A 6,891-nucleotide genomic window follows, 5' to 3' on the forward strand; every position below is an offset into this window, starting at 1 on the left:
CCACCCCCCCCCCCCGGACCCACGCCCGCGCCCGATCCCGGGCCGGCCCCCGCGGCGACCCCGCCCCAGCCGGCCTCCCCCGAGGCCCCGACCGTCGCCGGACCCCCGCCCCTGGCCGCGGCCCACGAGGGCGCGGGGACCTTCCTCATCCACTACCACCACGAGATGGCCTTCCCCTTCCCCGCCGGGGTGCTGGGGGTGGGCCTGCGCTGGCGGCGGAGCCTGGTCGGGGTCGCGGTCTCGATCCTCGGCCACTCGAGCAAGGGGCTCACCCAGCCGGAGCGCAGCGTGGGCGCTCGCATCAGCCTGCGCCTCTACCCGAAGGATCTGGGCCGGGTGGCGCCCTACGCCGGCGTCGGGGTCTCCCTGATGGTCCCGACCGTGCTGCCCCGGGTGGAGGGAGGCGTCGAGATCGCCCTCGGCAGTGCCCGGCTGGGCCTCTCGGCGGCGTTCGAGGCGAACACCAACGAGGCGATCTTCTTCGCAACGAAGAACGGGCTCATCGGCCTCTCCCTGGGCTGGGCCCTCTAGAGGAAGAGTCCAAGACCCTGGTGGAGGCCACCTCGGGGCCCGTGCTAGGTTTGCGGGCGCAGCGCCTCTCCCCACCGACGAGGCGCGAGCGTGGCGCCGATGGCAAAGTCGATGGTCGACAGATACCGGACGATCCTGTCCGCGGACCCCACCTCGATGGTCTTCGTCGAGCTGGCCAAGGCCTTGATCGATCAGGGGGATCTCGACGAGGCGGTCCGCGTCTGCGAGGCCGGCGTCCGCCAGCACCCCGAGTCGATCGTCGGCCAGGTGCTCTGGGGCCGCGCCCTCCTCGGGCAGGGCGACCCCGAGGCCGCCATGGATCACTTCGACTCGGCGGTGGCCCTCGATCCGGAGAACCCCTACGCCTACAACCTCATCGGCGAGGCCCTCCTCCACCAGCAGCTCTACCGCTCCGCCCTGCCCCTGCTGCGCAAGGCGGTGAGCCTGCAGCCCGGTGACAGCCGGGTCCGGCAGTGGCTCGAGCAGGCCGAGGCGGCGGTGGGCGACGCGCGCGGCGCGAGCCTGGGCGCGGACGCCACCACGGTCACCCCCGCTCTCCCCGAGGAGGGGGACGCCTCGGACGAGGGCCCCACCACCGAGGGTCCGCCCCCCGCCGGCATGGACGCCGCCTTCGACGCGGTCTTCGGAGAGCTGCCCGGTTCGACCCCCGGTGGCGGCGCGGGCCCCCTGGACGGCCCCACGCGGGAGAGCCCCACCGTCAACCTCGACGCCGTGATGGGCGCGGGCGACGCGGTGGCCAGCCCCTTCGCCGATCCCTTCGACGCCGCCTTCGGCGCGGTGGGGGCCGGGAACGAAGGCCCCGGCGACGCCACCGAGGTCCTCGTCCGCCCGCCCCCCGAGGCGATGGGCGAGGCGAGCCCGCCGGTCCCCGGCGGGGACGGCGGCAGCCCCTTCGCCGACTACTTCGACGCCGCCTTCGGGAGGGTCGACAGCAGCGCGCTGCCCGAGAGCGAGGACGGGATCATCCCCGGGATGACCCAGACCTTCACCGCGCTCGAGCTCGAGGAGGCCGGGCGCCTCGACCGGGAGCGGATGCAGGCCGCCGCCGCCCAGGCCGGCTCGGTCACCCCCGGCGGCCCCGACCTGCGGGATCCCACCATCCACGCCGCCCCGCCCCCGCTGCCTCCACCCCTGCCCGGCAAGGGGGGTGGCCCGCCGCCGCCGCCCCGGGAGGAGGCCAGCGAGCTCTTCGGCCTGAAGCTGCCGCCGAGCCCGGCCCAGCTCAAGGCCGAGGCCGAGGCGAAGGCCGCCGCCGCGAAGGCCGAGGCCAAGGCGAAGGCCGGCGGCGGCGGCGACACGGCCCATGCCCTGGCGGCCGAGTACGAGCGCGAGCTGCGGGCCCGCCTGATGCCCGACGAGCAGCCCAGGGGCTTCTTCCAGCGCAACTCGAAGCTGCTGCTGGTCGGCGGCGCCGTCTCCCTCGCCCTCCTCACCGCCGCGGTGGCCACCCTCTACGCCCGCGCGGCCAACCGCAAGGAGGCCATCGCCGAGGGGCTCACCGCCGCCCACAACGGCATCGCCCGGGACTCCTACCAGGCCTACCTCGCCGCCCTCGAGGCCCTCGAGGAGGTCGTCGACCTCGACCCCAAGAACGTCGAGGCCAAGGCCCTCACCGCCCAGATCGAGGCCATCCTCTACGCCGAGCTCGACCCCGACCCCGCGCGCCGCGAGCGGGCCTCGAAGCTGGTCGCCGACGCGCAGGTCGGCGTGAAGCACCCCGACCTGGCCCTCGACGCCCGCTACCACCTGCTACCCCCCGACGCCCGCGGCCCCGTGGGCGAGGAGATCGTCCAGGCCCTCGAGAAGCGCCCGGAGAGCGCCCTCCTCCACTACCTCGCCGGCCGCCACCGCCTCTCCCAGGGCAAGGCCAAGGAGGCCACCGGGCACTTCGAGAAGGCGCTCAAGCTCGAGCCGGGCCACGCCCGCACGGTGCTGGAGCTGGCCCGCTACCTGGGCTCGCTGGGCAAGTGGAAGTCGGCGGAGAGCTACTACGACAACCTGCGCTCGAACTTCCCCGGCCACGTGCGGGCGAGGATCGGCGTCGCCCGGGCCAAGGTCGAGCGCAAGGACAACCTCGACGGCGCCCTCTCCGTGCTCGAGCTGGTCGAGAGCGAGCAGGGCGCGAACCTGGCGCCCGAGGAGAGCGTCGCCCTCGAGGCCGTCTTCGGTCAGGTGCTCGAGGCCCGCGGGCAGCACGCCGAGGCGGTCGCCCGCCTGGAGGCCGCCAGCAAGGCCCACCCCCGCCGGGCCGGCCTCGCCTTCCTGCTGGCCCGCACCCGGGCGAAGCACTTCGAGCTGCCGGAGGCCCTGGCGGCGATCGAGCGCGCCATCGCCATCACCCCGCAGGACGTCGAGATGCGGGAGCTGCAGGCCCAGATCCTCATCGACTGGGGCCGCTACGACGACGCCCTGGCCATGCTCAAGGGCGTGGGCGGCAAGGCCCCCGAGCTGCTCCTGCAGAAGGCCCGGGCGGCCTACCACGCCGGCAAGCTCACCACGGCCCGCAAGACCCTCGAGAGCATGCGCAACGACGCCGGGCAGATGCCCGCCGACGCGGCCATCTACCTCGCCCTGGTCGACGCCGAGTCCAGCGAGATCGATCGCGGCCGGGCGGTGCTCGATCGCGCGGCCAAGGCCCGGAAGAACGACCCCCTCACCCTCTGGGCGCTGGGCCGGCTGAACATCTTCGCGAACCAGCCCGCCACCGCCACCCGCTACTTCGAGAAGGCCCTCGCCCGCGACGACCGGTACTTCCGCGCCGCGGTGGACAACGCCGTCGCCCTGCGCGCCAGCAAGAAGGACGGGCCGGCGATGGAGGCCGTCAGCGCCGGCCTGGACGTGAACCCCCACTTCCGGGAGGGCCGCCTGCTCCTCGGTGAGCTGCACCTCGCTGCCGACGAGTTCGAGCCGGCGCGCGATCTCTTCCGGAAGGTGATCGCCGACCACCCCAAGGAGGCCTCGGCCCACCGCGGGCTGGCCGACGCCCTGCTGGCCCTCGACGACCTCGAGGCCGGCGAGCAGAGCGCCCAGGAGGCCATGACCCTCCAGCCCAAGGACCCGCGGGTGCTCCACACCCTGGGCCGGGCCCAGCTCGCCAACGGCAAGGCCCCGGCGGCGGTCCAGACCCTGCTCAAGGCCCGGCGGCTGGACGCCGAGAACGCCGAGCTCCTCGCGGACCTCGGCTGGGCCTACCTCGAGCAGGGCGGCAAGAACCGGGCGAAGCAGGCCAAGACCTACTTCGAGGAGGCCCTCGAGCTCTCGAAGGGCTCGACCCGGGCGCGCTGGGGGCTGGGCCGCGCCCAGCTGCGCCTCGACGACAAGGAGGCGATCGCCTCGCTCACCCTCACCACCCGCGCCCTGCGCAAGACGGCGCCGGTCGCCGAGCGGGCCGAGGCCTGGCTCGACCTGGGGAAGGCCTACCTCGAGGTCGGCCGCAAGCCCGATCCCAAGGGCGCCCGCCGCGCCCTCACCGCCTCCCTGGAGGCGAAGGACCTGGTCAGCACCCGCCTGCTCCTCGGCCGCGTCCTCATGGACGACAACAAGGCGAAGGCCGCGGTGAGCATCCTGGAGCGGGCCATCGAGGCCGAGGCCGAGAACGCCGAGGCCCACCTGGCCCTCGGCCAGGCCCGCGCCGCCGCCGGTGACATCGAGGGGGCCCGCGCGGCGCTGGATCGCAGCCTGGTGCTCTCGCCCAAGGGCAAGGTCGCCGCCGAGGCGCGCAAGGCCCTGAGCTCTCTCTAGTCTCCTCCTCCCAGGAGCCCCGCCTCGGCGAGGGAGAGGTAGCGGCCGTCGCCGATGATCAGGTGATCGAGGAGGCGGACACCGAGGGCCTCGGCCGCGATCCCGAGGCGCCGGGTCAGGGAGAGGTCGTCGGCGGAGGGGGCCGGATCGCCGCTCGGGTGGTTGTGGGCGACGATCAGCGCCGCCGCCGCCTCGCGCACGGCCGGCTCGAGGACCTCCCGGGGGTGGATGGCGCAGGCGGTGAGCCCCCCTTCGGCGATGCGCTGCTCGGAGAGGATCCGGTGGCGGGCGTCGAGGTAGATCCCGACGAAGTTCTCCTGGCGCAGGTGCCGCAGGCGCGGCCCCAGCCGGCGGTGGATCTGATCGGCCGAGCGCAGCACCGCCCCCCGCGGCTGCTCGGAGAGGGCCAGCCGCCGGCCCAGCTGCAGGGCCGCCCGCACCGCGGCCGTCCTCGCGGACCCCATGCCCGGGATCCGGACCAACTCCGAGGCGCTCGCCCGCTCCAGCCCGTGCAGCCCCCCGAAGCGCCGCAGGAGGAGGGGCGCCAGGTGCCCGGCCCCGCAAGGGCCCAGGATCAGGGCGAGGAGCTCCTCGTCGACCAGGGCCTCGGGGCCGAGGGCCTGGAGGCGTTCACGGGGGCGGGGGTCGGTGCGGTCGGCGGGTAGCTCGGTCACGCCCCCGCGGACTGCACGTGCCGTGCCCTAGAAGCGCCCCGACATGGCGAAGAACGCCTTGATCTTGTCGTTCGTCTCGCCGAGCCGATCGGAGAGGGTCCGCACGAAGCGCCAGAGCAGCTCGTAGGCCAGATCCTTGTTGAGGAAGAGGACCTGCTCGAAGGCCTCGCGGCGGATCACGCCGAGCTTCACCGAGGTGTTGCAGATGGCGTGGGCGGTGCGCGGATGATCGTTGATCAGGGCCATCTCACCGAAGTACGCGCCGGGCTCGAGGATGGCGAGCGCCTCCTCTCCCACGCCGGCGACGAACTTCGAGATCCGCACCTTGCCCTTGAGGATGACGTAGAGCTCGTCGCCGACGTCGCCCTCCTCGAAGAGGACGGTCCCCGGCTCGACCTCGCGGTCCTCGCTGATGGCGGCCAGCTGCTCGATCTGCTGGCTGGTCAGTCCCTCGAAGAGCTCCACCTTCTTCAGTATTTCGGCATCCACACCGATGCTCATACCCCCCCGCCGAACCCTGTGCTACCCCTTTCGGCTCCCACGCCCAAAAGGAGCCTCCCCCATGAGCGAGAAGATCCATCAGGTCGCCATCATCGGCTCGGGCCCGGCCGGCTACACCGCCGCCATCTACGCCGCCCGCGCCAACCTCGAGCCCATCCTCGTCGACGGCATGCAGCCCGGCGGCCAGCTCACCATCACCACCGAGGTCGAGAACTACCCCGGCTTCCCGGAGGGGATGCAGGGCCCCGAGCTGATGGACCTCTTCCGCAAGCAGGCCGAGCGCTTCGGCACCCAGTTCGTCATGGGTCAGGTCAGCAAGGTCGACTTCGAGAGCCGCCCCTTCACCCTCGAGGTCGACGGCGGCGAGGACATCAAGGCCAACTCGGTGATCATCGCCACCGGCGCCTCGGCCCGCTGGCTCGGCATCGAGTCGGAGAAGGCCCTGATGGGCCACGGCGTGTCGGCCTGCGCCACCTGCGACGGCTTCTTCTTCAAGGACGTGCCGGTGGTCGTGGTGGGCGGCGGCGACACCGCCCTGGAGGAGGCCTCCTTCCTCTCCCGCTTCGCCTCCAAGGTCTCGATCATCCACCGCCGCGACGAGCTGCGCGGCTCGAAGATCATGCAGAAGCGCGCCTTCGACAACCCGAAGATCGAGTTCGTCTGGGACTCGGTGGTCGAGGAGATCCTCGGCTCGAAGGAGGACGGGGTCACCGGCGTCACGGTGAAGAACGTCAAGACCGGCGAGACCTCGAAGATCGACTGCGAGGGCTACTTCGTGGCCATCGGCCACAAGCCCAACACCGAGATCTTCAAGGGGCAGATCGACCTGCACGAGAACGGCTACATCGTGCTGGCCGAGCCGGGCACCTCGAAGACCAGCCGCGAGGGGATCTTCGTGGCCGGCGACGCCGCCGACCAGCACTACCGGCAGGCGATCACCGCCGCCGGCACCGGCTGCATGGCCGCCCTCGACGCCGAGCGCTACCTCCTCACCCTCGAGGACTGATGGCCTCGGAGAAGAAGCTCAGCCACCTCGACGAGCAGGGCGCCGCCCGGATGGTCGACGTGGCCGACAAGGAGGACACCCGCCGCCGGGCGGTGGCCGAGGCGGTGGTGTCCCTCTCTCCCTCGACCCTCGAGGTCCTCCGGGAGGGCGCCCCCAAGGGCGACGTGATCGCCACCGCCCGCATCGCCGGCATCCAGGCGACCAAGCGCACCGCCGAGCTGATCCCGCTCTGCCACCCCCTCGCCCTGACGAGGGTGGGCGTGGACCTCACCGTCGAGGAGGCGCCCCCCGCCGTGCGGATCACCTGCACCGCCGAGTGCAAGGGCCCCACCGGCGTCGAGATGGAGGCCCTCACCGGCGCCTCCGTCGCCGCCCTCACGATCTACGACATGCTCAAGGCCGTCGATCGCGGCATGA

At 73.0% G+C, this 6,891-nt stretch carries 6 protein-coding genes; 4 read left to right on the forward strand and 2 right to left on the reverse strand.

The genetic code is table 11. The annotated features are described in order from the left end of the window. Window positions 1-531: hypothetical protein (locus P1V51_00005; protein ID MDF1561392.1), on the forward strand; the 531-nt coding region annotated here is incomplete at its 5' end. Window positions 532-642: 111 nt separating this feature from the next. Next, entirely contained in the window at window positions 643-4,293 is a 3,651-nt protein-coding gene (locus P1V51_00010; protein MDF1561393.1) for a tetratricopeptide repeat protein, read from the forward strand. Here the strand turns inward: P1V51_00010 and radC are convergent. Then, window positions 4,290-4,967 carry a DNA repair protein RadC gene (radC, locus tag P1V51_00015; GenBank protein MDF1561394.1) on the reverse strand — a complete coding sequence of 226 codons (678 nt, stop codon included), beginning with the start codon at window positions 4,965-4,967 and terminating at the stop codon, window positions 4,290-4,292. The two genes, P1V51_00010 and radC, sit on opposite strands and share 4 nt — an antisense overlap. A 27-nt stretch (window positions 4,968-4,994) precedes the next feature. Beyond that, on the reverse strand, window positions 4,995-5,456 hold the full coding sequence (locus tag P1V51_00020) for a cyclic nucleotide-binding domain-containing protein (GenBank protein ID MDF1561395.1): 462 nt from the start codon (window positions 5,454-5,456) through the stop codon (window positions 4,995-4,997). A gap of 73 nt (window positions 5,457-5,529) precedes the next feature. On the opposite strand from P1V51_00020, the gene trxB reads away from it, so the two are divergent. Beyond that, window positions 5,530-6,474 (forward strand): thioredoxin-disulfide reductase, encoded by a 945-nt coding sequence (gene trxB / locus P1V51_00025; GenBank protein ID MDF1561396.1) that lies wholly within the window; start codon window positions 5,530-5,532, stop codon window positions 6,472-6,474. Beyond that, window positions 6,474-6,891, forward strand: a 418-nt coding sequence (gene moaC / locus P1V51_00030) for a cyclic pyranopterin monophosphate synthase MoaC (protein ID MDF1561397.1), incomplete at its 3' end; no start/stop codon positions are given. The genes trxB and moaC, both read left to right, overlap by 1 nt.

It is taken from the genome of Deltaproteobacteria bacterium, from assembly GCA_029210625.1.
GTDB lineage: Bacteria > Myxococcota > Myxococcia > SLRQ01 > SLRQ01 > JARGFU01.

Coding starts and splice junctions, on each gene's coding strand:
- P1V51_00010 (MDF1561393.1), top strand. CDS start 643: ATGGTCGACAGATACCGGACGATCCTGTCCGCGGACCCCACCTCGATG.
- trxB (MDF1561396.1), top strand. CDS start 5,530: ATGAGCGAGAAGATCCATCAGGTCGCCATCATCGGCTCGGGCCCGGCC.